At 66.9% G+C, this 26,040-nt stretch carries 31 protein-coding genes and 2 pseudogenes; 4 read left to right on the top strand and 29 right to left on the bottom strand.

The annotated features are described in order from the left end of the window. Positions 1-37 precede the first annotated feature (37 nt). Both OVY29_RS13210 and smc read left to right on the top strand, forming a co-directional pair. Complete coding sequence (locus OVY29_RS13210; protein WP_037554945.1) at positions 38-775, top strand: DsbA family protein; 738 nt, start codon at positions 38-40, stop codon at positions 773-775. A 302-nt stretch (positions 776-1,077) separates the two neighbouring features. Continuing rightward, a complete protein-coding gene (smc, locus tag OVY29_RS13205; protein ID WP_037554946.1) occupies positions 1,078-4,521 on the top strand; it encodes a chromosome segregation protein SMC in 3,444 nt (1,147 codons plus the stop codon). Between the two features lie 207 nt (positions 4,522-4,728). On the opposite strand, the gene ubiA is transcribed toward smc, so the two are convergent. The 4 genes from ubiA to OVY29_RS13185 all read right to left on the bottom strand — a co-directional run bounded on the left by ubiA (position 4,729) and on the right by OVY29_RS13185 (position 8,897). Further along, positions 4,729-5,637, bottom strand: coding sequence for a 4-hydroxybenzoate octaprenyltransferase (gene ubiA, locus OVY29_RS13200; protein WP_037554947.1), 909 nt, complete (start codon positions 5,635-5,637; stop codon positions 4,729-4,731). A 70-nt stretch (positions 5,638-5,707) separates the two neighbouring features. After that, positions 5,708-6,367 carry a TadE/TadG family type IV pilus assembly protein gene (locus tag OVY29_RS13195; RefSeq protein WP_037554948.1) on the bottom strand — a complete coding sequence of 220 codons (660 nt, stop codon included), beginning with the start codon at positions 6,365-6,367 and terminating at the stop codon, positions 5,708-5,710. After that, positions 6,364-6,933, bottom strand: a complete 570-nt coding sequence (locus OVY29_RS13190) for a TadE/TadG family type IV pilus assembly protein (RefSeq protein WP_037554949.1) — start codon at positions 6,931-6,933, stop codon at positions 6,364-6,366. The genes OVY29_RS13195 and OVY29_RS13190 overlap by 4 nt, the downstream gene beginning before the upstream one ends. Next, on the bottom strand, positions 6,930-8,897 hold the full coding sequence (locus OVY29_RS13185) for a TadE/TadG family type IV pilus assembly protein (protein ID WP_037554950.1): 1,968 nt from the start codon (positions 8,895-8,897) through the stop codon (positions 6,930-6,932). The genes OVY29_RS13190 and OVY29_RS13185 overlap by 4 nt, the downstream gene beginning before the upstream one ends. A gap of 202 nt (positions 8,898-9,099) precedes the next feature. Here OVY29_RS13185 and OVY29_RS13180 point away from each other — a divergent pair, with 202 nt between their 5' ends. Beyond that, a complete protein-coding gene (locus OVY29_RS13180; protein WP_037554951.1) occupies positions 9,100-9,846 on the top strand; it encodes a 16S rRNA (uracil(1498)-N(3))-methyltransferase in 747 nt (248 codons plus the stop codon). A 7-nt stretch (positions 9,847-9,853) separates the two neighbouring features. Here the strand turns inward: OVY29_RS13180 and OVY29_RS13175 are convergent, their stop codons facing one another. The 25 genes and pseudogenes from OVY29_RS13175 to OVY29_RS13055 form a co-directional block, all read right to left on the bottom strand. After that, positions 9,854-10,525 carry a glutathione S-transferase family protein gene (locus OVY29_RS13175; protein WP_037554952.1) on the bottom strand — a complete coding sequence of 224 codons (672 nt, stop codon included), beginning with the start codon at positions 10,523-10,525 and terminating at the stop codon, positions 9,854-9,856. 177 nt (positions 10,526-10,702) lie between these two features. Continuing rightward, positions 10,703-11,353, bottom strand: coding sequence for a ribosome biogenesis GTP-binding protein YihA/YsxC (gene yihA, locus OVY29_RS13170; RefSeq protein ID WP_052182180.1), 651 nt, complete (start codon positions 11,351-11,353; stop codon positions 10,703-10,705). Beyond that, on the bottom strand, positions 11,350-13,098 hold the full coding sequence (gene yidC / locus OVY29_RS13165; RefSeq protein WP_037554953.1) for a membrane protein insertase YidC: 1,749 nt from the start codon (positions 13,096-13,098) through the stop codon (positions 11,350-11,352). The genes yihA and yidC overlap by 4 nt, the downstream gene beginning before the upstream one ends. 56 nt (positions 13,099-13,154) lie before the next feature. Beyond that, positions 13,155-13,367 carry a membrane protein insertion efficiency factor YidD gene (gene yidD, locus OVY29_RS13160; RefSeq protein ID WP_037554955.1) on the bottom strand — a complete coding sequence of 71 codons (213 nt, stop codon included), beginning with the start codon at positions 13,365-13,367 and terminating at the stop codon, positions 13,155-13,157. Positions 13,368-13,533: 166 nt separating this feature from the next. Next, complete coding sequence (gene rnpA / locus OVY29_RS13155) at positions 13,534-13,881, bottom strand: ribonuclease P protein component (RefSeq protein ID WP_037554956.1); 348 nt, start codon at positions 13,879-13,881, stop codon at positions 13,534-13,536. A gap of 29 nt (positions 13,882-13,910) precedes the next feature. Next, a complete protein-coding gene (gene rpmH / locus OVY29_RS13150; RefSeq protein WP_037554958.1) occupies positions 13,911-14,045 on the bottom strand; it encodes a 50S ribosomal protein L34 in 135 nt (44 codons plus the stop codon). Between the two features lie 101 nt (positions 14,046-14,146). Next, on the bottom strand, positions 14,147-14,410 hold the full coding sequence (locus OVY29_RS13145) for a PGPGW domain-containing protein (protein ID WP_037554959.1): 264 nt from the start codon (positions 14,408-14,410) through the stop codon (positions 14,147-14,149). A gap of 238 nt (positions 14,411-14,648) precedes the next feature. After that, positions 14,649-14,783, bottom strand: coding sequence for an entericidin A/B family lipoprotein (locus tag OVY29_RS13140; protein ID WP_152567598.1), 135 nt, complete (start codon positions 14,781-14,783; stop codon positions 14,649-14,651). 141 nt (positions 14,784-14,924) lie between these two features. Then, positions 14,925-15,704 (bottom strand): alpha/beta hydrolase, encoded by a 780-nt coding sequence (locus OVY29_RS13135; protein ID WP_037554960.1) that lies wholly within the window; start codon positions 15,702-15,704, stop codon positions 14,925-14,927. Positions 15,705-15,838: 134 nt separating this feature from the next. Next, positions 15,839-16,492: a glutathione S-transferase family protein gene (locus OVY29_RS13130; protein ID WP_037554961.1), complete on the bottom strand. Its 654-nt coding sequence runs from the start codon at positions 16,490-16,492 to the stop codon at positions 15,839-15,841. A gap of 18 nt (positions 16,493-16,510) precedes the next feature. Continuing rightward, on the bottom strand, positions 16,511-17,017 hold the full coding sequence (locus OVY29_RS13125; RefSeq protein ID WP_037554984.1) for a VOC family protein: 507 nt from the start codon (positions 17,015-17,017) through the stop codon (positions 16,511-16,513). A gap of 24 nt (positions 17,018-17,041) precedes the next feature. Further along, a complete protein-coding gene (locus tag OVY29_RS13120; protein ID WP_037554963.1) occupies positions 17,042-17,536 on the bottom strand; it encodes a VOC family protein in 495 nt (164 codons plus the stop codon). Further along, on the bottom strand, positions 17,533-17,958 hold the full coding sequence (locus OVY29_RS13115; protein WP_037554964.1) for a VOC family protein: 426 nt from the start codon (positions 17,956-17,958) through the stop codon (positions 17,533-17,535). Before OVY29_RS13115 ends, OVY29_RS13120 begins: the two co-directional genes overlap by 4 nt. An 87-nt stretch (positions 17,959-18,045) precedes the next feature. Continuing rightward, positions 18,046-18,840: a VOC family protein gene (locus OVY29_RS13110; RefSeq protein ID WP_037554966.1), complete on the bottom strand. Its 795-nt coding sequence runs from the start codon at positions 18,838-18,840 to the stop codon at positions 18,046-18,048. A gap of 77 nt (positions 18,841-18,917) precedes the next feature. Then, positions 18,918-19,229 (bottom strand): DUF6958 family protein, encoded by a 312-nt coding sequence (locus OVY29_RS13105; protein WP_313911564.1) that lies wholly within the window; start codon positions 19,227-19,229, stop codon positions 18,918-18,920. Then, positions 19,226-19,780, bottom strand: a complete 555-nt coding sequence (locus tag OVY29_RS13100; RefSeq protein ID WP_313911563.1) for a hypothetical protein — start codon at positions 19,778-19,780, stop codon at positions 19,226-19,228. The genes OVY29_RS13105 and OVY29_RS13100 overlap by 4 nt, the downstream gene beginning before the upstream one ends. Further along, on the bottom strand, positions 19,780-20,424 hold the full coding sequence (locus tag OVY29_RS13095) for a glutathione S-transferase family protein (protein ID WP_313911562.1): 645 nt from the start codon (positions 20,422-20,424) through the stop codon (positions 19,780-19,782). The genes OVY29_RS13100 and OVY29_RS13095 overlap by 1 nt, the downstream gene beginning before the upstream one ends. A 23-nt stretch (positions 20,425-20,447) precedes the next feature. Then, on the bottom strand, positions 20,448-20,819 hold the full coding sequence (locus OVY29_RS13090; RefSeq protein ID WP_168707934.1) for a nuclear transport factor 2 family protein: 372 nt from the start codon (positions 20,817-20,819) through the stop codon (positions 20,448-20,450). A gap of 53 nt (positions 20,820-20,872) precedes the next feature. After that, positions 20,873-21,226, bottom strand: a complete 354-nt coding sequence (locus OVY29_RS13085; RefSeq protein WP_235211489.1) for a DUF1428 domain-containing protein — start codon at positions 21,224-21,226, stop codon at positions 20,873-20,875. 69 nt (positions 21,227-21,295) lie between these two features. Further along, positions 21,296-21,592 (bottom strand): annotated as a pseudogene (locus OVY29_RS13080) (DUF1428 domain-containing protein); the annotation flags it as partial. A 31-nt stretch (positions 21,593-21,623) separates the two neighbouring features. Then, positions 21,624-22,298, bottom strand: a complete 675-nt coding sequence (locus OVY29_RS13075) for a glutathione S-transferase family protein (protein WP_037556865.1) — start codon at positions 22,296-22,298, stop codon at positions 21,624-21,626. A gap of 150 nt (positions 22,299-22,448) precedes the next feature. Continuing rightward, positions 22,449-23,417 carry an alpha/beta fold hydrolase gene (locus tag OVY29_RS13070; RefSeq protein ID WP_081933177.1) on the bottom strand — a complete coding sequence of 323 codons (969 nt, stop codon included), beginning with the start codon at positions 23,415-23,417 and terminating at the stop codon, positions 22,449-22,451. Between the two features lie 60 nt (positions 23,418-23,477). Further along, the gene (locus tag OVY29_RS13065; RefSeq protein WP_052182403.1) at positions 23,478-23,897 is read right to left on the bottom strand and encodes a DoxX family protein; all 420 of its coding nucleotides are present in this window, start codon (positions 23,895-23,897) and stop codon (positions 23,478-23,480) included. Between the two features lie 26 nt (positions 23,898-23,923). Continuing rightward, positions 23,924-24,358 (bottom strand): VOC family protein, encoded by a 435-nt coding sequence (locus tag OVY29_RS13060; RefSeq protein WP_037556869.1) that lies wholly within the window; start codon positions 24,356-24,358, stop codon positions 23,924-23,926. A 73-nt stretch (positions 24,359-24,431) separates the two neighbouring features. After that, entirely contained in the window at positions 24,432-25,133 is a 702-nt protein-coding gene (locus OVY29_RS13055) for a TetR/AcrR family transcriptional regulator (protein WP_081933178.1), read from the bottom strand. Positions 25,134-25,295: 162 nt separating this feature from the next. On the opposite strand from OVY29_RS13055, the pseudogene OVY29_RS13050 reads away from it, so the two are divergent. After that, positions 25,296-25,940 (top strand): annotated as a pseudogene (locus OVY29_RS13050) (magnesium chelatase domain-containing protein); the annotation flags it as partial. Between the last annotated feature and the right edge of the window lie 100 nt (positions 25,941-26,040).

Genomic DNA, 26,040 nt, shown 5'->3' with positions numbered 1-26,040 from the left:
AGCCCCGCATTCCCCCCTTTGTGGAGAAAGAAAGATCATGACCCTGCTGCGTACCGTCCTCCTGACCTCGATGGGCGCGCTCGCCCTTGCCGCGTGCGGCGAAAGCAAGACCGATCCCGCCAAGGAGCAGGAGGTGGTTGCGAAGGTCGCACCGCCCGCCGGCAAGAGCTGGTCGCAGGTCGTGCGCGTCGACGGCGACGGCGTCGTGATGGGCAACCCCGATGCCCCGATCAAGATCGAGGAATTCGGCGCCTTCACCTGCGGGCACTGCGCGAAATTCACGCAGGATTCGCACGAGGAACTGAAGCGCGACTTCGTCGACACCGGCCGCGTATCGTACAAGCTGACGCCGTTCATGCTCCACCCGGTCGACGCGATCGCCGGTGCGATCGTCAAATGCACCGGCCTCGACCGCTTCTTCCCGCTCGCCGATGCGACCTTCATCGAGCATGAAGCCTTCATCGCCGGCGCGTCGAAGCCGCAGCCGGGGATCGAGGAAGCGATGAAGCTGCCGCCCGCGCAGCGTTTCACCGCGCTCGCCAAGGGCTGGGGGATCGATCAATTCTACCAGCAGCGCGGCGTCCCCGCCGCGACGATCGAACAGTGTCTCAGCAAGGTCGAAAATGTCGAGGCGATCGAAAAAGGCACCAACGCCGGGGTCGAGAAATATCAGATCACCGGCACGCCGACCTTCGTCATCAACGGCCAGGTCGCCGAAGGCATCGCATCATGGGGTCCCTTGCGCGACCGCCTGCGCACGATGGGCGCGCGCTGATACGATCGAGATCCTCCCTGTAGCGCAGCCATGGGGAGGGGGACCGTCCGCGAAGCGGATGGTGGAGGGGCCCCAACGTCGCGTTATTTGCCCCTCCGTCAGCCCGCCGGGCTGCCACCTCCCCATCGCTGCCCCGAAGGGAGTTCATCCTGAGCGGCCGGCCTGCCGGCCAGCCGAAGGGCGGCAGGGAGAATTTGAGCCCCTTGCGACTCCCCCCGCCACGCGGCATGACGGCTGCATGGGGGATATGTGACACCAAGGTTGCACCAGCTCCGATTCGATGAGCTGCCCGGGGGCATCCCGTGCAGATAAAACGGCTGCGCCTCACCGGTTTCAAATCTTTCGTCGAACCCACCGAACTCCGCATCGAACCCGGGCTGACCGGCGTCGTCGGCCCCAATGGCTGCGGCAAGTCGAACCTGCTCGAGGCGATCCGCTGGGTGATGGGCGAATCTTCGCCCAAATCGATGCGCGGCGGCGGGATGGAGGATGTGATCTTCGCCGGCACCTCGTCGCGCCCGGCGCGCGATTTCGCCGAGGTCGCGCTCCATTGCGATACCGAGGGCGCGCTCGTCGCGGGCCTGTCGGATGGCGGCGACGGCGACGATCTCGAGGTCATCCGCCGCATCGAGCGCGGCGCGGGCAGCGCCTATCGCGCCAACGGCCGCGACGTGCGCGCCAAGGACGTCGCGCTGATCTTCGCCGACGCCGCGACCGGCGCGCACAGCCCCGCGCTCGTCAGCCAGGGCAAGATTGCCAACGTCATCGCCGCCAAGCCGACCGACCGCCGCGCGATGCTCGAGGAAGCGGCGGGTATCGCGGGCCTCCACGTCCGCCGCAAGGACGCCGAGCAGAAATTGCGCGCGACCGAGACCAATTTGACGCGCCTCTCCGAAATCGTCGCCGACATGGAGGTGCGCGCGAACGCGCTGCGGCGGCAAGCGCGCGCGGCGGAGAAATACAAGAAGCTCTCGGACGACATTCGCATCGCCGAGGGGCGGTTGATCTACGCGCGCTGGCGCGACGCCGCCGAAGCCGCCGATCAGGCGCGCCGCGACGCCGACGCCGCCGAGGCGGCGGTGAAGGCGGCGCAGGACGAACTCGAAACCATCTCGAAAGCGCAGACCGAGGTCGCGACGCGCGTCGCGGCGGCGCGCAGCGATGCGCAGGCGCAGCGCGACGCGCTCGCCGACGCCACCGCGACGCAGGTGCGATTGCAGGGCGAGGAGCGCGCCGCGCTCCAGCGGCTCGAGGATCTCGCGGCGCAGCAGCGGCGGATCGCCGACGACCGCGCGCACGAGGGCGAACTCGCGCGCGAAGCCCATGCCGCACTCACCGCGCTCGACGCCGAAACCAAAAAGCTCGCACAGGACATCACCGGGCACGACGCGGGCAAGGCCGCGCTCGCCGACGCCAGCCTCGCCGCGCAGGCGCGCCTCCGCGATGCCGAGGTCGCGCTTGCGCAAGCGCGCGCCAAGGCCGCGAGCGAAGCCGCCGACCGGCGCATTGCGGTGTCGGCGGTGGACAGCGCCGAAGCTGCCGTGCGCCGGGTCGCACAGGACAAGGCGCGCGTCGATGCCGAGGTCGCGGCGCTCGGCGACAGCGCCGCGCTCACGGCGACGCATGCCCACAGCGTGCAGGCTGCCGAAGCTGCCGAAGCCGCGATCGCGGCCGCCGAAACCGCGCTGCAGAACGCCGAAGCCGACCGCGAAGCGACCGCCGCCGACCTCGCGAGCGCCGAAGCCGGGCTCGCCGAAGCGCGCGCCGCGCTCGCCGCGCTCGAAGGCGAGGCGACGACGCTCGAACGCGCGCTCGCCGCCGCGCGCAGCGACGACGACCGCATCCTCGACAAATTGCGCGTCGCGCCGGGTTATGAAGCCGCGCTCGCCGCCGCGCTCGGCGACGATCTCGACGCCGGCACCGACCGCGACGCCGCGCGGAGCTGGGGCGGCGCCGATACGGCGAAGGGCGACCCTTCGCTGCCTGCCGGCACCACGCCGCTCGCCGAATATGTAAAGGCCCCCGCCGCGCTCGCGCGCCGTCTCGCGCAGGTCGCGGCGGCCGAAACCGACGCGGGCCAGCCGCTCGCGGTCGGCCAGCGGCTCGTCACCCTCGACGGCGTGATGCGCCGCTGGGACGGCTTCGTCACGCGCGGCGACGGCGCGACCGCGACCGAGCGGTTGCAACGCCAGAACCGCCTCGACGCGCTCGCGGCGCAGCGCCCGCAGGTCGAGCTCGGCGTGCAGGAACTGCGCGACCGCCGCGACGCCGCCGCCGCAAAAGCCGCCACCCTCGCCGACGCCGCCGCGACCGCGCGCAAGGCGCTGGCCGGGGCCGACGAGGCGCGCCGCACCGCGCTGCGCGCCGCCGATCAGGCGCAGGCCGCGCTCGACCGGCACCGCGACGCCGCCGCGCTGTTCGATCGCCGCCTCGCCGAGATCGCCGAAGCGGGACAGGAAGCCGCCGACACGCTCGCGACGCACGAGGCCGCGCTTGCCGCGCTCCCCGACGAGCGGCTGGCGCGCGCCGCGCTCGATGCCGAGGAGGCGGCGACCGAGCGCGCGCGCGCCGACGCGGGCACGGCGCGGGATGCGCTCGCGGCGCACGAACGCACGCTCGCGAGCCTCAGCGAGCGGCAGGCGGTCGTCAGCGCCGAGATCAAGAGCTGGAAAGCCCGCGCGGGCGAGGCCGCGCGCCGCGTCACCGAAATGGACAAGCGCGCCGAGGCGCTCGCCGCCGAAGCCGCCAAGCTTGCCGACGCGCCCGCGAAGCTCGCGCAGCAGCGCGCCGCCGCCGAGGCGCAGCAGGACGCGCTGCGCGACAAGGTCGCCGCCGCCGAAGCGCAGGAGCGCGCCGCCGAGGCCGCGCTCCGCGAAGCCGAAACCGCGCTGAACGCGATCCGCGAGCGCGTCGCCGCCGCGCGCGAAACGCGCGCGGGAGCCGTCGCGCGCTCCGAAAATGCCGAACTCCGCCGGATCGAGATGGGCCGCCTCTCGGGCGAGCGTTTCGAATGCCCGCCGCCGCTCCTCCCGCAAAAGGCGGGGTTCGAAAGTGCGAGCGTGGGCGACGCCAATGCCGAATCGGCGCAGCACGACCGGCTCGTTGCGGATCGCGAGCGATTGGGGCCGGTCAACCTCGTCGCCGCCGACGAACTCGTCGAACTCGACACCGAACGGGAAAGAAACGCAGCGGAGATCGAGGAGTTGACGCAGGCGGTGAACCGGCTGCGCGGCTCGATCGGCAGCCTCAACCGCGAAGGGCGGGCACGCCTGCTCGCGGCGTTCGAGGCGGTGAACGCGCATTTCCAGCGCCTTTTCACGACGCTGTTCAACGGCGGACAGGCGCATCTCGAACTCGTCGATTCGGACGATCCCTTGGAAGCCGGGCTCGAAATCATGGCGCAGCCGCCGGGCAAGCGGCTCGGCACGCTGACCTTGCTGTCGGGCGGCGAACAGGCGCTCACCGCCGTCGCGCTGATCTTCGGCCTCTTCCTCACCAACCCCGCGCCGATCTGCGTCCTCGACGAGGTCGATGCGCCGCTCGACGACGCCAATATCGAACGCTTCTGCGATCTGCTCGACCGCATGGCGCGCGAAACCGACACGCGCTACCTGATCGTCACCCACAATGCGGTGACGATGGCGCGCATGCACCGCCTGTTCGGGGTGACGATGGTCGAACGCGGCGTCAGCCGCCTCGTCTCGGTCGACCTCGGCGGCGCCGAGGAGCTGCTCGCGGCGGAATGATCCTCCCTGCGGCGGAGCCGTGGGGGAGTCGCAGACGGCGCGTAGCGCCAGCGGGACCGCCGCGAAGCGGTGGTGGAGGGGCCGCGACGGCTCGCTATCTGCTCCTCCGTCAGCGGCTGCGCCAAAGGCGCAGTTTATCCTGAGCGCCTGCAAGGCAGCCGAAGGGCCGCTGCCACCTCCCCATCGCTACGCGACAGGGAGGAAAGATCACGGCGCCATCCCCACCACCAGCATCGCGGCGAACACCAGCAGCCCCGCAAAGCGATTGCTCCGGAATTTCGCCAGCGCATCCTCGCCGTTCGCAGGGTCGAGCGTCACCACCTGTCCGGTCAGATGCACCGCCGCGGGCAACAGCGCGGCGAGCGCCAGCGGATCGGGGCGCACCGCCCACAGCGCGCCGCCCCAGCACGCGAGCGCCGCCGCATAGCACATCGCGACCCCGCCCTTCACATGGCTCCCCATCGCGCGCGCGCTCGACTTCACGCCGACCAGCATATCGTCCTCGATATCCTGCAGCGCATAGATGGTGTCATACCCGATTACCCACGCGATAGAGCCGGCATAGAGCAAGGGCAACGCGAGGCCCTGCTGGCCGCCGACCGCGACCCAGGCGACGAGCGCGCCCCAGCTGAACACCAGCCCCAGCCACGCCTGCGGCCACCAGGTGATGCGCTTCATGAAGGGATAGCCCGCGACGAGGATCAGGCTCGCGAGCGCGACGATCTGCGCCGGCCGCGGCAGCTGGAGCAGCACGAGCAGGCCGACCAGCGACAACAGCAGTGTCCAGAGCAAGGCGTTTCGCACCGGCACCGCCCCGCTCGCCACCGGCCGCGACGCCGTGCGCGCGACCTTCGCGTCGAGATCGCGGTCGACGACGTCGTTATAGACGCATCCTGCCCCGCGCATCGCGATCGCGCCGAGCAGCAACCAGAGGAAAAGCGGCCAGTGGCTCACCGCCCCACCGCCGAGCGCGATGGCCCAGGCGCACGGCCAGTAAAGCAGCCACCAGCCGATCGGCCGGTCGAAGCGCGCGAGCAGCGCATAGGGCCGCGCCGCGGCGGGGAGCAGCGCGACGAAACCGCGAAGCTGGCTGTCGGGAGGATGGGTGGCCGTCATCGATGCCCGGGCGATAGCAGGCCCAATGCAGGGAATAAATGCCCGATCGATGTCGTCTGCGCCCGCGCCCTCAGGTGCAGGTGGCCGGAGTGCCGGGTGCCTTGACCCCCGACAGGTCGCGCGCCTCGCGGATATTATAGGCCGCGGTCGACCGGATGGTCTGCGGCCCCAGCCAGGCACCGAACAGCAGCGGCTGATATTGATAGGTGACCTCGACGAACATGATCGCGGTGCCCGCCGCCGCGGTCACCTCGCGGCCCACCGGTCCCATGCCCGGGAAATCGGTCCCCGTCGCGCCGGTGCCTTCGACGCCATAGGCCGATGCGACCTCCATATTGCCGAAACAGCGCTGCCATTTGATCGTCTGCCCGCCATCGTTGTTGCGCTGCAGGCTCGACAGGATGATGCGGCCGTTATTCTCGAAATTCAGCCCCGCAACCTGCCGTTCGGCGCCTTCGAACACCTCGTTGATGTCGACCTCGCGAACCTGTGGCTGCGTCAGATTGCTCCCCGCCGCGATCCGCGCGGCATTGTCGGCGGTGTTGAGCCCGAGCTGGCTGACGCGCGTGTGCGCGAGCGTCAGATTGGCGATCTCGAGCCCGCCGAAGCCGACGAGCACGAGGAAGGGAATGGCAAAGGCCATTTCGAGCATCACGGCACCGCGGGTGCTGCGCGCGAGATGGCGCGCGGCGACCCGCGCCCGGCGGCAAAGGCGCGAAAGCCGGGTCATCCGCACGTCTCCGCCAGCACCTCGCCATCGGCGGCGAAGGGCTGGTTGCGCAGCAGCGTCGTCGAGGTGAGCGTTTTGGATTGCGGCTGTCCCAGCATCTGCCACACCGGCAGCACGCGGTCGAAACGCATCGACACCGTATATTGGACGACGTCGTCGGCGCCGCCATTGCCCTGCCGGCCGCCATCCTCCCAGCAATCGTCGGGCGAGGGGTCCTGGACGCCGTTGCCGTTGGTGTCGACCCAGCGTAGCGGCCTGATATCGCTGTAATCGTCGAAAACGCGGCGGTTGAAATTGACCGTGGCGTTCTTGAACACCTTCTTCACTTCCGCTTCGACCTTGTCGTCGAGTGCCTGCTGGTCGGCGGCAAAGCCTTCGAGCGTTGCGTCGCGGCCCGCCTTGGCGACCACGCCCTGCAACACCTGTTGCGCATACATCTGCCAGCAATAATCGAAGATGCCGAGCAGGATCAGCAGGAAGACCGGCGCGGTCAGCGCGAATTCGACGAACGCGGTGCCGCGCTCGCTTCGCCGCAGCCGGCGGAGCAGGGTGCGCCCGCCGGTCATTGCGACAGCCTCAGCTTGGAAATCTGCCGCGCGATCGCCTGGAACTGCTCGTTGAGCTCGGCGGCGTTGTCGGCCTCGAAAGCCTCGCCCGAGGAAGCACAGCTGTTCAGATTGCTGTTGCTGCCCACGCCGAAGGACACAACCCAGATCGTGATGCCGCGCTGGCGCGCCGCGCGGCACAATTGCACGAAGCGGTTGTTGTGGCGTGCGGTGAGCAGCGAGTTATCGGTCGTGGCCGAACCGCTGATGCGCTGCATCAGATATTCATAACCTTGGAACGTCAGATTCTGCCAGTTCGGGGCCATCGCACCGTCGGTCATGAAGACGATATGGCGGCTGATCGGCCGATTGTTCGGCGCCGTCGCATTTTCGTCCGCGAACAAGCCGCTTGGCGATAGCAGCCGGGCGCCCCAGATCATGCCGGCATCGTGATAGGTGCCGCCCAAAGGCTGCAGCGACTGGATATAGGTGTTGAAGGCGGGGCGATCATCCTTGTCCATCTCGGTCAGCTTCATCGCTTCGACCGGGCAGGCGCCCCAACCGCTTGACGCGTGATAACTATAGTTTTGCCAGTTGCCGCCGGATACGTTCGAGCTTGCGATGGTCCGAACGCCCGTCCCCGAAGGCACGGTACCCAGGTTGGTGGCGCGATGATAGGAGATTTCCGGAAGCAGAATCCGCCAGCGGCTGTTTTCATCGTTTGGAACGAGGTCAATGTCCATGTCGAGCGCGGAGTCGGACGCCGACGACGACGCCCCGAAGGGCGACGTGCGGCGTTCGATCACGCAGCCGCTCCAACTGACGCTCTGCAAAGCGCCCGAATCGCCCGTATCGACGCTGATCGTCCCGCCGTTCTTGGCGCTGCTCACGTCGAACAGGCGGTCTTCATAGCGATACTGGCTGAAAAAGGACGTCGAGCTGGGAGCCGGCGAGGCCGTGTGGTCGAATGTCACCGTGCGGCGTTGCAGCCAGCAGGTGTCGTCCGACGAATTATAGTTGTAGCGATAGTTGAAATAGCGGTGCTGTGTGCCGGCGACGGTGACATAGCGGCGCGTGCCGTTGCGGTCGACGACCCGCGCCGTCCGATTCATATTCTGGGCATCTGTCAGCGCCGGCATCGTGTCGGCCGGCGCAACGACGGCCGAACAGGCGGTGCTGTTCGTAAAGCCGCTGATCGGCAGAAAATTCTCCCATGCGCCGTTGGTGGTCGTGCCCGTGGTGACCGACGTGGGCGGATTGGTGCCGCTCCAGTCATAGCGGATGACCGGCGAGCGTGAAGGCAGGATGGTAAAATCCGACAGCCAGTCGGGATTCTCTTCGCGAAGAATCGCGCCGACATTCGCCGTCGAGCTATAGGGCACCACGCCGAAGCGCAGCCGCCCGTCACCGATATCGGCCGTCGTCAGCGTGTCGAAAAAGTCCATCGTCGCATCTTGGAGCGCCGTGATGCGGTTTACCGTATCGCCCGAATTGGTTTGCGCCATCGATCCCGTGACGTCGAGCACGAGCATGACATCGACGTTCGAGATTTCGAGCTTCGCCGTGCAATTGGCCGACAGGCGGAACTGGTCCTTGCCGAACAGGAACATCAGCTCGGTGGGCAAAGCGGCCGAGGCCTGTCCGGCGACGTCCGACGCGTTTATGGCTTGCGAGGAGAAGAGAATGCCCGACGCGCCATATTTGGCCTCGGGAAAGTTGAAGTTGAACATCTTGTTCGCTTCGGCCTGCGCCGCGTCCGAATAGGTCGCGCCGCCCATCGCGCGCCGTCCGGCGAGCACGCCCGAGTCGCACGCCTGCTGCAGGCGCAGCTGCGTCATATAGGCGCGGCCGATGTCGACCGCCGACCCGACGATGCCGATCACCGGTATGATCGCCGCCGCGGTCAGCATGAAGGCGTTGCCGCGCTGGTCGCTCAGAAGCGCTTTGGCACCGGCGCGCAGCCGGCTGATCCAGGTCCCTCGCATGGTCAAACCCCTCTTCGGCCCGCGGCGCCCCCACCAGTTGGGCCGCTGGTATCCTCGCACCTAGGGGGGAACTGCTTACCAAATGGCTAATCGGCGCGGCGCGGCAGGGCCCGGATCGGCGCTTTTGCCCCGGATCGGGACAGGCTGTCCCATCTTGCGGCAAAAGATGCACGACAGGCCGCCATCTGCTATCGCGCGCACCATGCCCGCGACTCCCGCCTGGCCGCCCGCCAGCACGCCCCGCCTGTTCATCGACCAGCCGCTCGCCCCCGACGCCGCGCCCGCGATCGACGGGCCGGCCGCGCATTATCTGCTCGGCGTCATGCGGCTGAAGGCGGGCGATCCGGTGCTCCTCTTCGACAACCGGAGCGGCGAATGGCTCGCGGTCGTCGCCGACGCCGCGAAACGTTCGCTGACCTTGAGGATCGAGCGGCAGACGCGCCCGCTCGAGCGCGTGCCCGACCTTTGGCTCTGTTTCGCGCCGGTGAAGAAGGCGCGGCTCGACTGGATCGTCGAAAAGGCGACCGAACTCGGCGTCGCGCGCTTGCAGCCGGTGATCACCGAACGCACGATCGTCGAACGCGTCAAGAGCGAGCGGATCGAGGCGCAGATCGTCGAGGCGTGCGAGCAATGCGGCCGCACCGCGCTTCCCGAACTGGCGCCGCCGGTCAAACTGCCGCAGCTGCTGAAGGGCTGGCCTGCGACGCGCGCGCTGCTCTTCGCCGACGAAGCCGGGGGCGTCCCGGTCGCCGACGTCGCGGCACCCGCGCCCGCGGCGATCCTCACTGGTCCCGAGGGCGGCTTCACCGACCGCGAGCGCGACATGCTCCTCGCCCACGCCGCGGTGCGCCGCATCGCGCTCGGCCCGCGCATCCTGCGCGCCGAAACCGCCGCGCTCGCCGCCGTCAGCCTGTGGATGGCGCAGCACGGCGACTGGGCGGGCGGATAGGCGGTCCCTAGCCCTCGACCGGCCCCTCGAACTGCTCGATCACCCAATCCTCGGCCTGCGCGCCGCCGATCCATTCCTGCATGCACGGATGGCTGATCACCGCCTGCGCATAGGCGGCGGCGAAGCGCGGCAGCGGAATCGAATAGGTGACGAAGCGCGTCACCACCGGCGCGAACATGATGTCGGCCGCCGACCAGTCGCCGAAGAGGAAATCGCCCTCGCCGCCGAACCGCGCGCGCGCCTCGGCCCAGATCTGGAAGATGCGCACGACATCGGCCTGCACTTCGGGCAGCAGCTCGGCCGCGGGGTAGATGCGCCGGATGTTCATGCTGTGCTCGCGGCGCAACGCGGCGAAGCTCGAGTGCATTTCGGCGGCCATCGACCGCGCCATCGCGCGCGCCGCCATGTCGTCGGGCCAGAAATGCTTCGTCCCGCCGGTCTTTTCGTTGAGATAATCGACGATCGCGAGGCTGTCCCACACGACGATATCGTCGCCGTCCCACAATATCGGCACCTTGCCGCCCGACGGCGCGAACTCGTCGCCCTCGCGCCGGTTCGACCAGTCCTCGTCATAGAGCGGGACGGTGACTTCCTCGAACGGCAGCCCGCTATGCTTGACCGCGAGCCAGCCGCGCAGGCTCCAGCTGGAATAGGCCTTGTTGCCGATGAAGAGTTTCATGGGGTCTCCTTAAACCCCCTCTCCCCTTGGGGGAGAGGGTTGTGCAGGCTTGGCAGCTTGCTGCCTAGCCGAAGCTGGGTGAGGGGTGTCAACCGCCGCCTGCATACCCTCATCAGGTTACGGTAGCGGACAAGTCCGCAACCTGCACCATCCTCTCCCGCAAGGGGAGAGGAGCGTTTATGACTCCACCGCCTCCAGCACCGCGGTGCGCAGTTCGGCGATCCCCATGCCCTTTTCGCTGCTCGTCGCGATCACCTGTGGGTGCGCGGCGGGATGCTTGCGGGCTTCGGCTTCGGTCGCGGCCTGTACGGCTTCAAGTTCGGTCGCCTTGATCTTGTCGGCCTTGGTCAGCACGAGCCGGTAACTCACCGCCGCAACGTCGAGCATCTCGAGCACCTCGCGATCGACGTCCTTGATCCCGTGGCGACTGTCGATCAGCACCAATGTCCGTTTCAAGACCTGCCGCCCGCGGAGGTAATCATTGACGAGGAAGCGCCATTTCTTGACGATATCTTTCGGCGCCTTGGCAAAACCATAGCCCGGCATGTCGACCAGCCGGAACACCAAAGGCGAACCCACGTCGAAATAATTGAGCTCCTGCGTTCGCCCCGGCGTCACCGACGTGCGCGCCAGCCCGTTCCGGTTCGTCAGCGCGTTGAGCAGCGACGATTTGCCGACGTTCGATCGGCCCGCAAAGGCGATCTCGGGCACGCTCGGGCTCGGCAGATGCTGGAGCGCGGGCGCCGATTTCAGAAAGGCGATCGGGCCCGCGAACAGCTTGCGCGCCCGCTCCGCCCTGTCCTCTGCGCCCGGATCGATCGCGCTCACTTCGCCGGCGCCGCCCGCAGCGCCGGGAACTTGCGGTACATCCACTGCTGCTGCCCGATCGACAGGATATTGTTGGTGATCCAGTAGAGGAGCAGGCCCGCCGCGAACGGCGCCATGATGAACATGAACAGCCACGGCATGATCTTGAACACCTGTTGCTGCACGGGGTCGGTCGCCTGCGGGTTGAGGCGGAACTGCAACCACATGGTGATGCCCAGGATCACCGCGAGCACGCCGATCGACAGGATCGACGGCGGGGTGAAGGGCAAGAGGCCGAACAGGTTCAAAATGTGCAGCGGATCGGGCGCCGACAGATCCTTGATCCACAGGATGAACGGCTGGTGCCGCATTTCGATCGTCAGCATCAGCACCTTGTACAGTGCATAGAAGATCGGGATCTGGATGACGATCGGCAAACAGCCCGCGAGCGGATTGATCTTCTCGTCCTTATAGAGCTTCATCAGCTCCTGCTGCATCTTCGGCTTGTCGTCCTTGTGGCGTTCCTGCAGCGCCTTCATCTTCGGCTGGACGAGGCGCATCTGCGCCATCGACGAGAATTGCCGGTTCGCGATCGGGAACATCAGCAGGCGGATGATCAGCGTCAGCGCCATGATCGCGACGCCGAAATTGCCGACCATGCGGAACAGCCAGTCGAGCAGCTTGAAGATCGGGACCTCGAAAAATTCGAACCAGCCCCAGTCGATCGCGTTCGACAGGCGCGTGATGCCTTCCTTGTCCTGATATTGCGACAGGATGCTGACTTCCTTGGCGCCGGCGAAGATGCGGCTCGTCGTCGTCACCTGCGTGCCGGGCGCGATCTGGCGGAAGTCGCGCGCGAACAAAGTCTGGTAATTGTTCGCGGCGGGCGAACTGATCGCGGCGGTCACGCGCTCGCCCTTCGCCGGGACGATCGCGGCGAGCCAATATTTGTCGGTGAAGCCGAGCCAGCCCGCCGAATTGTATCGCACGGTGCGGTTCGTCGCTTCCTCGACATCGTCATAATCGGTGTCGAACACCGACTTGCCGTCGAGATAGCCCGTCGGGCCGACGTGGATCGTCCAGCTGTCGACTTCGTGCGGGTCGGTCGGCTTGCCGAGCCGGTCGATCAGCGCAAAGCTGCTCGCATTGACCGGGGCGGTGCCGGTGTTGGCGATTGTCTGCTTCGCGGTGATCAGGTAATCGGCATCGATGCTATATTCGATGCGGAACGTCTGCCCGGTCGCGTTCGACCAGCTCAGCGTTACCGGCGTCGCCGGGGTCAGCTTCGCACCGCTCGCGGTCCACACGGTGTTCGCGTTCGGCACCTCGATGCCCTGCGCCGACCAGCCGAGGCTCGCGAAATAGGCGGCCTCGGTCCCGCCCGGCGCGAACAGGCGCACCGCGGGCGAATCCTTCTTGATCGTCTGGCGATATTTGCTGAGCGTGATGTCGTCGATGCGCGCGCCGACGAGGTTGATCGACCCCTTGATCGCGGGGGTTTCGATCGGAATACGCCGGCCTTCGGCGAGCACCGCGTCGACCGGGCGGATCGTCTGCGCGGCGGGCGCACCCGGGGTAGGCAGCGCGCTCGGCTGGCCCTGCGTCGCGGGCGTCGCTGCGGGCGCCGCGCCGTTTGCGCCCGCGACCGTCTCGGTCACGTCGGGCGTGTCGGGGGTCGGAAAATATTTCTCCGAAACGAAGTTCCAGCCGATCAATATGGCCACCGACAGCAAAATCGCCGCGATCAGGTTACGCTTGTCGTCCACGCTCTTCGGTCTCTCTTCGTCTCAAAAATATCGGGGATGATGCCGGCGCCGAAGGCCTATGGCACCGGGTCATAGCCGTGGCCCCCCCAAGGATGGCAGCGCAATAGCCGCTTTGTCGCCAGCCAGCCACCCTTGATCGCACCATGGCGCTGGAGCGCGATAATCGCATATTCGCTGCACGACGGCGCATAGCGGCAGGTGGGGGGAAGGATGCGCGACGGACCAAGCTGCCAACCGCGCGCGATCAGGATCAACAGGCGGGCGATCATGCAGGAAGCCCGGAAAACGGTGGAAGTTTATTCGCGATTGGCCCCACTTCGTCACCCCGGACTTGATCCGGGGTCCATGCGGCGCCGGTGGCAATGGACCCCGGATCAAGCCTGTCCTGGGCGTTGTCGAAGGGTCCGGGGTGACGATAAGAGGCAGTGGGCGTAATCACGACGCCTTCGCCGCCAGCTTCTTCGCCGCGCGCTTCAGCGCCGAATCGAGATGCTCGCCCAATTCGGCAAACGGCATGTCGTTCGCCCCCGGGCGGCCGATCAGCACATGGTCGGCGCCGGCGATTCCCGCCTCCGGCAGCGCGGCGCGCGCGAGTTCGCGAAATCGCCGCTTCATCCGGTTGCGCGTGACCGCGTTGCCGACCTTCTTGCTGACCGTATAGCCGATGCCCAGCGCATCCTCATCGTCGCCGCGCGGACGGACGAGCAGGACGAAGCCGGGCATGGGAAAGCGAAGGCCGCGGTTCGCGGCCAGAAATTCGCTACGTTTTGAAAGCGTTCGCACCAGACGCGCTGGCGGCGAAGCGTGGGCGATCAGGCCGACAGCTTCGCGCGGCCACGGGCGCGGCGGGCGGCCAGGACCTTGCGGCCGCCGACGGTGGCCTTGCGGGCGCGGAAGCCGTGACGGCGCTTGCGCACGAGGCGGCTCGGTTGATAAGTGCGCTTCATCGCGGTTTTCCCTAGATCTCGTCAAATGCTGCAACAGAAAAGGGCCGCCAAGCGTGGGCGGCCACTGTTGAGGGCGCGGATAAGCAAGAGTCGGTGGAAAGTCAATCGCCATCTAGCTTGTCCAGCGCGGCGCGCGCCCGGCGCCGCGCGGCGCTGACGCGGCGCATGATCCGGTCGGCCCAGTCGCCATAGCGGGGGTGGCGCCACTTGAAGCGCACATAGGCGCGCTTGGCCCACGCACTGTTCTGCAGGCAGAGCATGAGGCCGAGCGGAAAGACGATCAGGAATCCGGGTCCCGGCAACGGCCCGATCGCGATGCCCGTGATCATCAGCAATATGCCGAGCGCGAACAAGGCGGTGCGCATCTGCGCATTCGACCGCAATCGTTGGTAGAGGCTCCGCTTCGCCATAGGGGGCGATGTGGGGGAGACGACGGCGTGTTACAAGGCTAAAGCAGCTCGGCGCGAGGTGGCGACGACCGCGAACGGCGGTTTTGGGGCGGGTTTCAGTCATCCCCCTCCCGCAAGCGGGAGGGGAGACGGCAATAATCGGCCGATAACGGCGATCCGCGAACGCCGGTTCACGCCGATTTGTTCACGCCGCCTAGCAATTGCCTTCAACGCCATCGGCACAGTCGCCAACCGATTCAACGTCTTTTCCGGCACCTTCAACGGTGTTGCAGGCCGACAAAAGCAGCATCGAGCTGCCAAGTGCGAAAATGGTCAGAAGCTTTTTCATTGTCTCTCTCCGACGGCGAGGGCGAACTGCCCTCCATTGAGCCGAAACGGCTGTTCGCAGCGATCGTTCCGCTGCGCCGGCGTCACGCTGGCCGAAGCGTTCCAAATGATCGTCAGGCTGGGAAAGGGGCTGCGACGCTATTCAGTCGAGCGTGACGAAGCGCGCCATATCGTCGCGCGTCAGGTAACGGACGTCGTCGAACGGCGTCGCGTTGGTCAGCGCGTAAAAGGCGCGCGCCTTCGCGCCATCCATCCCCATTTCACGGTAATAGCCCAGATATTCGGCGTGAACCGGGTCGTTCGCGGGATAGTCGTTCGCCTCGCGGCCATATTCGTCGGCCCAGCTATGCACGCCGAATTCGGCGTCGGGCGCCGCGCGGCGCGTGACGCCGGCAAGCCACAGCTCGACCGCGCCCGAGCGGATCGATCCGCCCGCGGGCACCACCGTCTCCATCCCCTGCCGCCGGATCGCGCGCGCGAGGATCAGATTGGCCTCCTCGTCGAGGCTGCCGGGGCAATCGACCATCTCGAGCCGCCTCAGCCCCGGAAAGGCGGCGAGCATCGCCGCGAACTGGCGCGGGCTCGCCGAGGTGACGTCGCCCGCCATGCGAACCGTCGATGCGTCGATGACCGAAAACGGCCCGAACCGCGCCTTCGCATGGCCCAGCGTCGTAAGCGTGGCGGCGGGGGCATAGCGCCGCGTCGCGGCGAACTCGGCATCGTCGGCCAGCGCCTCGTCATCCAGCAGTGCGGCGTCCTCGTCGATAGTGTCCGCGCCCGCGTCGTCGCCCTCGTCATAGGTCCACGTCGTCACCGTCGTCGTGATCGTCACGACCTGCTGTGCGTGCGCCGGCGCGAACGCCAGCACCGCCGCCAAAGCGGCGACGATCAGCGTGCGAAGAAAGGCGGACGGCGAACCCATGGCCCCGCTTTCGCGCGGGCGCGATGATCAATTGGCAAACGGGCAGCGTCAGCACGCCGTTAACCCCGTTTCGGGACGGCGGCACGAACCCTTATCCCGTCATCCCGGCGAAGGCCGGGATGACCAAGATGAGATCAGTCGCGGTCGGGCGCGCCGAGCGGGAAGAAGGCGCGATACGGCCGTGCATCCTCGACGCAGCGCGAAACCGACGGATGCGCGAGCAGCCGCGCGCGATAGGCACGCAGATTCTCGTGCCGCTCGGGGATCGGATGCACCCAGTCGGCATAGAAAAGCGATGGCGCCGCCGCGCAATCGGCCAGCGTGAAGCCGTCGGGCGTCGCCCAGCCGCCGCCCGCCAGCTCCTTGTCGAGCCAGCCATAGACGCTCCCGAGCGCCGCCTTCGCCTGATCGACGATCATCGGCACATGATTTTCGGGCCCGCGCAGCGCGTCGGCGACCACCGCCTGCATCCGCGCCATCACATGATTGTCGAAGATGCGGTCGAAGAAGCGCACCCTCAGCGCCGCCCCGAAATCGGCGGGGATCAGCCGCGGTTCGGGCACCAGATGGTCGAGATATTCGATGATGATCGACGATTCGAAATAAGGCACCCCGTCCGCGACGAGCAACGGAAACTGTCCCACCGGCCAGTGCGCCTGCAATTCCTCGCCATGCTGCGGCGCGTCGGGCCCGATCACGCGATAGTCGAAATCGACCCCCTTCTCGTAAAGCGCGATCAGCACCTTCCACGTATAGGAAGAGAAGGGGTGTCCATAAAAAATCAGCATCGATTGCCTTTCCTCTGGCTACGCCGCGCCGACGGTTTCGCCCTTCAGCGCCGCCTCGATCTTCGCGATTTCGATCTTCTTCATCGTCATCATCGCGTCCATCGCGCGCTTCGCCGCGGCGCGGTCGGGGTGGGTCATCGCGCGCGTCAGCACGCGCGGGGTGATCTGCCAGTTGACCCCCCATTTGTCCTTGCACCAGCCGCACATGCTTTCGGCGCCGCCGTTGCCCACGATCGCGTTCCAGTAACGGTCGGTCTCTTCCTGCGTGTCGGTGTTGATCACGATCGAAAACGCCTCGTCCTGCTTGAACGCGGGCCCGCCGTTGATCGCGATGAAGGGCACGCCCATCACGGTGAATTCGACCGTCAGCACATCGCCTTCCTTGCCGTCGGGAAAGTCGCTCGGCGATCGGTTCGCCGCGACGAATTCGCTGTCCGGAAAGGTCGCGGCATAGAATTTCGCCGCCGCTTCGGCGTCACGATCGTACCACAGGCACATCGTGACCGGTTCGCTTCCTTCGCTCATCATCCTTCTCCCTTGTCGCGGCCGTCAGGCGACCGCTTCGCCGCGCACCGCGGCCTCGATCTTCGCGATGTCGATCTTCTTCATCGTCATCATCGCCTCGAACGCGCGCTTCGCCGCCGCGCGGTCGCTGCCGGTCGTCGCGTCGGTGAGCGCGCGCGGGCAGATCTGCCACGAGACGCCCCATTTATCCTTGCACCAGCCGCACACGCTTTCCTGTCCGCCATTATCGACGATCGCGTTCCACAGCCGGTCGGTCTCTTCCTGCGTGTCGGTATGGACCTGGAACGAGAAGGCTTCGTTGTGCTTGAAGATCGGCGGGCCGTTGAGCCCCACGCACGGCGTGCCGAGCAAAGTGAACTCCACCGTCTGCACATCGCCTTCCTTGCCGCCCGGCGAATCCGCCGGCGCGCGGTTGACCGCGCCGACTTTGCTGTCGGCAAAGGTCTTCGCGTAAAAGGCCGCGGCCTCCTCGGCATCGCCTTCGTACCAGAGGCAGAGCGTCATCGGCGTCTTGGTCATGCGTCTTCTCCTTTCAACGGGTGGCCGATCGACCAGAGATGGCCGAACGGGTCGCGCACCTGCGCGTAGCGGTCCCCCCAGAACATATTTTCGGGCGCCATCACCGACACCGCCCCCGCGGCGATCGCGCGGTCGTACCAGCTGTCGGCGTCGTCGACCTGCAGATGGAGCACGACGGACGCGGGCTCGGATGCCGGGCCGCCCGTATATTCCGGAAAATCGTCGTGCATCATCAGCGACGCGCCGTTGATATGGACATGCGCGTGCATCAGCCGCTCGCCGTCGTCGGCGGGAACGCGCACGACTTCGGTCGCGCCAAACGCCTTGGCGTAGAAGTCGATCGCCTCCTTCGCGCGCCGGTCGCGGATCGTGATGTGCGGGGTCAGGCCGCCGGTCGGCGCGGTATTCGCGGGGTTCGCCATCGTCTCTCTCCTCTTCCTGTGGGTTCAGTCGTCGTATCGCAGGCTCGGATACCAGTCGGTCCCGCCCCGCCCCCTTGAAGGTTCCGGTTATCGGCGCGGGCCGACGAGGCCGAAGGCGGCGCCCTGCGGGTCGATGCCGTTCATCGCATATTCGCCGCCGGGAATTTCCATCGGCTCGCTGGTGACGGTGCCGCCGTTCGCGGTCACCGCGGCGTGCGCGCGGTCGATGTCGTCGACGCCGATGTAGAAATTCCACACCGGCACCGGATAGCCTTCCATCAGCGGCATCACCGCGCCGATCATCACCTCGCCGCGCTGGAGGAAGCGATAGGAACCGAGCGGCCCCATATCCATCGCGCCCTCCTGCCCCCAGCCGAAATGCTTGCGGTAAAAGGCGATCGCCGCGTCGGAGTCGCTCGTCGCGAGCTCGTTCCAGCGCATATGCTGCGCCTCGGTCACCGAAAACACGTCGCTCTCTTGTGTCTCCATCCCTTCGGGCGGGATCGGATCCATGACATAGAAATGCGCGCCCTGCGGGTCCGACACCATCGCGATGCGTCCGACGGGCAGATCGGTCGCGGGCATATGCACCGCGCCGCCGTCGGCCTTGATCGCCGCGAGGGTGCTATCGACGTCGTCGACCTCGAGATAGCCCATCCAGCCCGGCCGCGCGCCGCCCGCAAGCATGTCGGCGCCGAGCGCGAGTACTCCGCCGGCATTGCCGCCGTCGCCGCGCACGATCATGCGATAGTCGACGTCGCCCGCCGCGGGATCGCGTGTCGCGGCGATCGTCCAGCCGACCACCGCGCCGTAAAAGCGCGCCGCGCCCGCGGGGTCGGACGTCATCAATTCGTACCAGATGAAGTTCGATGCTTTGCTCATCGTCTCTCTCCTCAGATGTCGGGGCGTGGGTCAGCGGGAAAGCCAGTCGCCGCGCCCGTCCTGCACCTCCTGCTTTCCTATGGCCGGTACAACCGCAGCGGCTTCGTATTTTCGCGCGCGAGCGTCCCGCGCGCCTCGAGGTCGAGCTGAACGCCCTTCAGCCACCAGCCCGCCTTCGCACCGCCGGGGAACAGCGCATCGGGCAGCAACGGCAGCACGCCTTCCTTGACCTCGGCGACAGTCAGCCCCGGGTGGCCTTTCGGCACCGCCGCGAGCAGCGCCTCTTTCATCGCGTCATATTTCGCCTTGTCGACATTCAGCGCGAAGCCGGGGCTGGTTATGCTGCGCATCTCGACGCGTTCGACGGTTTTGGCGATATTCCTGCTCATTGCGCAAATCCCTTCGTCGCTTCCAGCGGCGGGGCGCGAAAGCCCATCGCCGCCCAGGCCTTCAGCAGCCGCCACATGAACTTGCCCGACGGCGTCCGGTAATTGGGGATGTCGCCGGGCAGCTCGACACCCGCGGGCCGGTCGCCGACGATCGTCCGCATCTCGGCCGCCGGCCGCTCTTCTGCGGCGATGCGGTCCGAATAGACGCTGAGCCAATGCCCCTTGGTGAATTCGAGCGCGATCGGCGCATTGCAACAACGCGCGACGAAGCGCCGCGTCGGCGACTCGGGTTTCAGCCGGTGCGCCTCCAGTTCGTCCGATCCCGACAGCCATAGGAGGCGGTCCTTGCGCATCAGCACATAGGGCGTGCCGCCATCGGCGCCGACGACGGCGGGCGCGCCCGGTGCCGCCTCGAAGCCACGGCCCGCCTCCTGACAGCTATGGCAGTAACAGGTCGCCGCGACGATCGGCTTGCCGGAAAGCTCCAGCGTCACCGCGCCGCACCGGCACGATGCGATGCGCTTGATGTCAGGCTTGTCGGCGCGGGCCATCACGCCGATGCTTCCAGCGCGGCCATGCCCTCGGCGATCGTCACCGGCGCCTTGGCGCGCGCATACATCGACTTCAGCCAGGCGCGGAGCGCGGGAGCTTCGTCGAGAAGCCCTTCTTCGTTCGCCCAGTCGAGCGTGAAGGCGGCGTTGAAATCGGCCACGGTGACCGCGCCGCCGACGATGAAATCGCGTCCCTGCATATGCTGTTCGAGCACCGCGATCATCCGCCGGCCGTCGCGCTTAGCCAGCGCGATCTCGGCTTCCGATTTCTCGTCCTCGGCATAGAGGAAGCTGTGCAGGGCGACCCGCCACAGCGGCGCCTCGATCTCGGTCATCAGGAAGAACAGCCAGTGGTGCATGCGCGCGCGATCATCGGCCGTCTCGGGGATCAGCCCGCCGCCCGGAAAGCGGTCGCCATATTTATCGGCGAGATAGAGCTGGATCGCCGCCGATTCGCTGATCACCAGATCGCCGTCGACCAGCACCGGCAGCTTTCCGGCGGGGTTGAGCGCGAGAAATTCGGAGGTCCGGTTTTCACCGGCGCCGATGTCGATGGGGACGATCTCATGCGCGAGGTCGAGTTCATTGAGCAGCCACATCGCGCGCAAGGCGCGGGTGGGGGGAGTGCCATAGAGTGTGATCATCTTTTGGCCTTTCAAATCCTTGATCAGGGATTCTTGTGCTGGCCGGGCGCCGCATCATGGGGGATCGACCAGCCGAAATAGACTTCGACCGCATGGATACGCCCATCCCGGATCGTGAAGATTTCGGTGTTTCGGCTGGCGCGCCCGTCCTTCATCCGGCCGACATAGGTCAGCAGGGCTTCGTTCCCGGACTCGATCGCGCGGACGATATCGACTCCGGCCATTCTTTCGTGATTGGGCCAGCAAAGCGTGAAATATGTCTCGCGGCCGATCCCATTGTCATAGGGGCTGGTAAAGACCAGATCGTCGGCGATCAGCGCCTCGATGGCGGCGCGATCGTCGTCGACATAGGCCTGAAATGCAGCCTTGGCGACCTCGGTGGGGGATTTGGCCATGGTTCGTTCCTTCGGGGGGCGGGGCGCGACGGGCCTGCCGCCGCGCCCTCGTTTCACGCCTCGACGATCGGCGCGAAGCCGCCATAGATCATGCGCTTGCCGTCGAACGGGTTGGTCGCGGGATCATTCTTCATCCGCTCGTCGGTCATCATCTTTTCCCAGCCGGCGACCCGCGTTTCCTTGTCGGGCCATTCCACCCAGCTGTAGACGACGCTCTCGCCATCCTTCCTGTGCGCGGCGCGGGCATAGTCGGTGACCTTGCCGTCGGGAACGTCGTCGCTCCACGCCTCGACGACGCGCGTCGCGCCATAATCGCGGAACACTTCGGACGCCTTTTGTGCCATCGTGCGATAGGCGTCCTTGTTGCCGTCGGGGACGGGAACGATATAGCCGTCGACATAGCCCATCTTGCCGTCCGCGGCGTCGTCGACGATCGAATCGAAACCGCCGATGATCATGCGTTTCGCGTCGAACGGCATCGCTTCGCCCATGCTCTGCATCCGGGGATCGCTCATCATCTTTTCGTTCGCGGCGTCGCGCGTCGCCTTGTCGGGATATTCGAACCAGCTGAACACGACGGTCTCGTCGGGCTTCGCCTGCACCGCGCCCTTGAAGTCGTTCACCTTGCCGTCGGGAACATCGTCGCCCCAGCATTCGACCATGCGGCTGACGCCGAATTCCTTGAACAGCGGCGCCGCCTCGGCGGCATGTTTGCGATAGGCTTCCTTGTTGGCGGTCGGCACCGCGACCACAAATCCTTCTACATAGGTCATCTTGTCTCTCCTTGGGGGGCGGGAGGGGGTTTCAGGCGGCGGGCGGTCCCGCTTCTTCGCTGAAGGCGGCCAGCTGCGCGTCCATCGCGCGCTGGAAGGCGGGGCGGGCGAGGCAGCGGTCGAGATAGGCCTGCAACCGCGGCTGCTCGGCAATCAGCCCGGCTTCGACACCTTCGCGCAGCACGGTCGCCATCGCGATGTCGGCGACGGTGAATTCGTCGACCAGATATTCCTTGTCGCCCATCGCGTCGTTAAGGCGGCCGAGCCGGCCCTGGATGAATTCGATCAGGCTCGGCCGGCGCAGCTTCGCCCACTCCTCGTCCTTCGCGAACAGGTCGACATTGCCGAGCTCGAACAGCATCGGTTCGACGCTGTTATAGGCGGCGAACAGCCAGGCGAGCGTGCTCGCGCGCGCCTGCGCGTCGCGCGGCATCAGCCGTTCGTCCTTTTCGGCAAGGTGGAGCAGGATCGCGCCGCTCTCGAACAATCGCACGCCATTGTCGCAGAGCACGGGGACCTGCCCCCATGGCTGGAACAGGAAATGGTCGGCGGGGCGGTTGACCGCGCTGATCAGATGTTCGGCATAATCGAGGCCGATTTCCTCGCACGCCCAGCGCGGGCGAAGGTCGCGGACATAGCCGCGCGCGAAATCGGGGACCCAGTCAAAGGCGGTGACTTCGATGTTGCTGTCGGGGTTCACGGGCATGATCGTTCCTTCTGTTTCCTATCGTCATCCGGGCGAAGCCTGACCTGAGCGCCTGCAAGGCAGTCCAAGGGGCCGGGATCTCACCCTTGCTTTCTTCCGCTCCGTCGAGATTCCGGCCTCCGCCGGAATGACGATGGAAGCCAAGCCGCGCTAGAAGGACGGCGGCGGCGGCGCCTTGTCGTCGAGAAAGGGCACGACCATCGCCGCGATCGCGGGGATTTCGCCCATGATCCCGATGTGCGAGGTCGCGGGCAGGATCGCGAGCCGCGCCTTCGGCGCCGCGGTCAGAAAGCCCTGCGTCGCGGCCGCCACGTCGCCGCCGCCGCGCAGCTTGAACAGCGCGATCGCATGGTCGAGCGTGACGCCGTCGGCGTCGCCGATGATCACCATCGTCTTGCCGGGGATCGCCTGCACCGCGGCGTCGGACCAGCCGAACGGCGTCGCGTCGAGCGCCTTGATATTGGCGACCAGTTTCGGGAACTTGTCGGGCGCGGGCGACAGGCGCTTATATTCGGTGTCGATCGGGCTGCCCGCGAAGATGTCGGGGGTCAGCGTGGAAATGCCGGCCAGCACTTCGGGATACCAGCCGTCGAGCCGCGAGGTCGCCGACAATATCACCTGCTTGCCGACCTTGTCGGGATGCCCGACTGCCAGCGCGACCGCGGTCGAACCGCCCATCGAGTAACCGAGGACATCGGCCTTTTCGACGCCGAGCTTGTCGAGCACCGCCGCCGTGTCGTCGGCCATGCGGTCATAGCTCAGCGGTCCGTCGACGCCGCCCGAGCGGCCATGGCCGCGCGCGTCGACCGCGATCACCGGCCGCGACGCGGCGAGCGGATCGATCAGCGGCTTCATCGCATCGGCCGACATGAAGGCGCCGTGGAGGACGAGCAGCGGGGTGCGGCCCGATGCGAGGTCGCCGTGCACCTGATAATGGATCGCGGCGCCGGCGACATCGACATGGCCGTTCCGGACGGCGCCGGCGGACGGGGCGGCGGGCCGCTCGCTGGCGCCGGGCGCTTCTGCTGCCGCCGGCTGCGGCAGCGCGGCGAGCGTCGCCACGACCGCGATCATCGCAAAGGCCGAGGCAAGCGTGGGGAGGGGAGAGCGTCGTATCATCGAACCATCCTCTTTGCGTGTTAGACGGAGACTAGGCGCGTTTGCCTTTGAGACAGGCGATCAGGCCCGTCGGGGGGTGATCAGCAAGCGCAATGCGGGCGAACGTAGCCACAGGCCTGCCCAGAGCATCACGCCCAGATAGACGCCGAACAATGTGTGGCTGAACAGCGGGCTGTCGATGCGCAGATGCGTCGCGATCGCGCCGCCGAGATAGCCGGTGATCAGGATCGCGCCGAGCACGGCGGTGCGCGGCCAGATATAAAGCAAGGTCGGGATCAGCAGCAGGATACCGAGCATGTGCATCGTGCCGACTTCGAGCGGCCATCCGAGGCCGGGCGGGCTGTATTTGATCGCCGTTTCGGGCGACACCAGCTTGAGCCCGGCATCGAAGAGGAGGAAGAGGATCACAAGGCCGCTCAGGACGCGGCCGGCGATCAATTGACCTTTTCCGGGCCCATTTCCGGGGGCTGCGTCGGTCATTCTCTTCCTCCTCCCTGTGGCTTGGCTTATGCGGTCGCTTCGGCGGGTTCGCCGGCGGGGATCGCGGTGGGGTCCATCCACATCACTTCCCAGATATGGCCGTCGGGGTCCTCGAAGCTGCGGCCGTACATGAAGCCGAAATCCTGCGTCGGGGTCGGGTCGGCCTTGCCGCCCGCCTTGACCGCCTTGTCGACCTGGCCGTCGACCTCTTCGCGGCTGTCGGCCGACAGGCAGAGCAGGACCTGCGCGGTCGTGTGCGCGTCGGGGATCGTCTTGGTCGTGAAGTCTGCCCATTTGGCGTGGGTCAGCAGCATGACGTGGATCGACCCTTCGGCGACGACCATGCACGCGGCGGTCTCGTCGGTGAAGGCGGGGTTGTTCGCCGCGCCGACCGCCTCATAAAAGGCTTTCGACTTGTCCAGGTCGGTGACCGGCAGGTTCACGAAAATCATCTGGGGCATTTACTCTCTCCTTGGGGGGTGGTGGTTGTTCGAAGTCAGCGTGCGCGGCGCGCCGCCGCAATTACCTGTCGCGTCATGCCGCGCCTCCGCTGCCGAACAGCATCCGCACATAACGCTTCAGATGGGTGACGCTCTCGCGCGCAATCGCCGGATCGTTCGTCGTTTTCGCCAGAACGAAGCTGCCCTGCAGCACCGACTGGATATGCTGGGCGAGGCCGATCGCGGTGACGTCCCCGGGCGCGCCATAAAGATCGATCGTCGCCTGGATGTCGGGCGCGAGCGCTTCGCAATAGGCGTTGATGCTCGCCTCGCACGCGGCGCGGATCCGGTCGCTCGTCGCATAGGCTTCCTGCACCATCGTGCCGACGAAGCAGGTGTAATCTTCGGTCGGGCCGTCGAGCATCGCAAGGCGGAAATCGATATGGCCGAGCAGCCGGGCCAGCGGATCGTCGAGGTGGACGTGCGGCGGCATCTCGAACATCGGGCGCGCCCGGTCGGTCCAGCCCTCGGCCGCCGCGACCGCCAGATCCTCCTTCGACGCGAAATGGTGGAAAAAGGCGCCCTTGGTCACGCCCGCTTCGGCGCAGATCTGGTCGACCGTCGTCGCCGCATAGCCCTGTTTGCGCACCATCGCGTGCGCCGCCGCGATCAGCTTGGCGCGGGCGCTGCCGCGCGGCGCGCGCTGGCCCGGGGTGCCGCCGCCCGCCGAGGGGACGCGGGCGGCGGCTGCGGGGCTCGCTGCGGAGGAAGAGGAAGGGCGATTCGTCGTCGTCATGCGAATCAACATACCGACTAGTTGGTATGTTGTCAAACGGCGATCGGGCCCAAGCTCCGCGGCACCTTCGTCACCTTCCGAAAAAGACTCGACCTTCCCGCCACTTCGCCTAAAAAGGCCCTCGGAACAAAGGGGGCACATCGTGCGGTTCCGGGGGAAAATATGGTCGCGATCGTCTCAACCACCGCCTATCTCGGCATCGAAGCCCGCGGGGTCGAGGTGCAGTGCCAGATCACGCCGGGCGTCCCGCGCTTCGTCGTCGTCGGCCTGCCCGACAAGGCGGTCGGCGAAAGCCGCGAGCGCGTCCGCGCCGCGATCGCCGCGATCGGCCTGTCGCTCCCGCCCAAGGTCATCACCGTCAACCTCTCGCCCGCCGACCTGCCCAAGGAAGGCTCGCACTACGACCTCCCCATCGCGCTCGCGCTCCTCGGCGCAATGGGCGTGATCGACCCCGAGACGCTCGCTTCCTATGTCGTCGTCGGCGAGCTCGGCCTCGACGGCCGCGTCGCACCGTCGCCCGGCGTGCTGCTTGCCGCGATCCACGCGGGCAGCGTCGAGCGCGGGCTCATCTGCCCCGCGATCCAGGGTCCCGAGGCGGCGTGGGCGGGCAATGTCGAGGTGATCGGCGCCCCCGACCTCCTGTCGCTGCTCAATCATTTCAAGGGCAATGCCCCGCTGTCGCCGCCGGTGCCCGGCGAAGTCGAAGAACCCGTCCGCGCCGCCGACCTGTCGCAGGTCAAGGGACAGGAGACCGCGAAGCGCGCGCTCGAAATCGCGGCGGCGGGCGCGCACAATCTGATGATGTTGGAAACGTAAAGACCCTTCCCCGAATAAGGGTCTATCCGCAACCTATGCCGTCGTAGTTCCTATCGAGCCGCGGAGCATAGCCGGGACAGCCGGCTCGACA

The sequence above is a fragment of the Sphingopyxis sp. SE2 genome, from assembly GCF_032227185.1.
Taxonomy (GTDB): Bacteria; Pseudomonadota; Alphaproteobacteria; order Sphingomonadales; family Sphingomonadaceae; genus Sphingopyxis.
The sequence above is the reverse complement of the archived record's forward strand: the minus strand, read 5'-3'. Positions and strand labels throughout refer to the sequence as shown.